Consider the following 1,746-nt stretch of genomic DNA (forward strand, 5'->3'; position numbering starts at 1 on the left):
TGCTGCTAGTTAGACCGTCTTCAACCGCGTTGGGTGTCGACGACCTTTGGTGGAGTGTACGACTATCCGCGGTCTATCACACCCTCACTGTCGCCACCCCATCACAACGTCTGTGATACTACGCGAGGACTGGGGTGACGTCCTTGCGAGTTCCGACACAGCGTGCTCAGAGAAGATAACGCGCTTGGTCCCTCGGCGTTTCACAATCTTCACTGCCTCCTTCCCGAGGTCATCGAGAAAGTCCATGACGCGAGTGACCGTCTGAGTGTGGGGTGTTCGGCCTTCCTTTGCATGCAGGACAGTGCGAATCGTGCTCGAATCGAGTGCGAAGCCAGCGGGGACTTTCGTCGCGTATTCTTTGATGTCCTTGGCGATGAAGCGAGCGCGTTCTTGGTTGGCCGTGAGTTTAGAGACTGCTTTCGAGGGAAGGCGGATGAGTTGGTGGAGTGGGGACGTGGGTTCGTTATCCTCGGTGGTCGTGTTGTCGGTTGACTCCAACGCGTGCAAGCGCTGTTGGAGATGCTTGCGGTGGTCCGTTGCCGAGGCCAGTTTGGTTTCGAGTTCCTGAACACGGTCCTCGTATTGGGTGAGTTGTTCTCGTTGGGAATCAATGATTGCTGCTTGGGCTTCGACTGTCTCTTCGAGTTGTTGGTTGTCGGTTTCGAGGGAATCAACGCGGTCTTCGAGGTCATCAATCCGGGCGGCGAGGTCCTCGATGGAGTTGTCGGTCATTCGTGGCCCTCCGTGGAAAGGGGTGGCTGTGCGACGAGACCTTTTTGCGTGGGTGGTGTGTTCGGTGACATGCGGTTTGGCTTGAACTGACCGCACCGGATCCGTGCTACAACACGGGTCCTTTCTGAGGGAACCAGGTGATCCAGTGAGTCGTTAGATTACTCAACTCAGGCCAACTACTTCAAATTAATCACTAAGTGGTGACTATAGTCTACATATTAGTGATTATTATCTAATACATCGGTTCTGTTAACAGGATGTTCTGAATTATTCCTGTATGCGCAAACGGGGAGACTGGATGAAGCCGACCGACGACCAGATCCTTGAGATACTGGGTAATTCCGGTCTCGTGTTAACGCCTACTGTTATCGCATTCAACGCTGGATTCGATCGTTCACATGTGAACAGACGGTTGTCAGAATTCGTCGAAAAAGGGCTCGTAACACGCGTTGAACGAGGCAAATACGAAATCTCAGACAAAGGCCTCGGCTATCTATCTGGAGACGTTGATGCCTCCGAATTGTAGTAGCTGAGCTCTCTCCTCACTCTTCGCGTGGATCACTCACGAACTTGAAGAGCCGGGTTGATTCATGGATCAGTTTCACGAAGCCACGAGCTTCGAGCACTTCGAGGCGGTTATACACACTGTTGCGTGAGTATCCAGTCTCATCGACGAGATAGCCTTTCGTCGCAATACCCCAGGGGCCATCTGATTCCCGCCCGCGTTTGAGTACATCCAAAATTGCTTTGTCTGTCCCAGTGAGGTTTGAGGAGCTCATTATCTGTGATTGATATGCTTGTGCTATAAAGAATGGTGTTGTAGATGTGCAAACTAACTGGGCAATTTGCATAGTATTAAGAGGATCAAGAGCGTAGTTGTAACTGAGAAGCATCGGGTTCGTCTTTCGCAGAAAGGCCACGTGCTAGAGACACGTGACCGGTGGCTTCTCAGGTCCGAGAAAGCCAATGTCAACTACGCACACCGCGACACAAGAGCGTACCGTATCGCTAGCC

3 protein-coding genes are annotated in these 1,746 nt (G+C 52.2%); 1 reads left to right on the top strand and 2 read right to left on the bottom strand.

Annotated elements, in window-relative coordinates; all coding sequences use genetic code 11:
- Window positions 1-84 precede the first annotated feature (84 nt).
- Complete coding sequence (locus AUR66_RS03350) at window positions 85-732, bottom strand: hypothetical protein (protein ID WP_058571097.1); 648 nt, start codon at window positions 730-732, stop codon at window positions 85-87.
- A gap of 298 nt (window positions 733-1,030) precedes the next feature.
- Between AUR66_RS03350 and AUR66_RS20340 the strand changes: the two genes are divergently transcribed.
- Window positions 1,031-1,258, top strand: coding sequence for a MarR family transcriptional regulator (locus AUR66_RS20340; RefSeq protein ID WP_082682117.1), 228 nt, complete (start codon window positions 1,031-1,033; stop codon window positions 1,256-1,258).
- Between the two features lie 16 nt (window positions 1,259-1,274).
- Here the strand turns inward: AUR66_RS20340 and AUR66_RS20345 are convergent, their stop codons facing one another.
- Window positions 1,275-1,511, bottom strand: coding sequence for a hypothetical protein (locus tag AUR66_RS20345; RefSeq protein ID WP_082682118.1), 237 nt, complete (start codon window positions 1,509-1,511; stop codon window positions 1,275-1,277).
- Window positions 1,512-1,746: the final 235 nt, after the last annotated feature.

The organism is Haloferax profundi (assembly GCF_001469865.1).
GTDB classification, from domain to species: domain Archaea; phylum Halobacteriota; class Halobacteria; order Halobacteriales; family Haloferacaceae; genus Haloferax; species Haloferax profundi.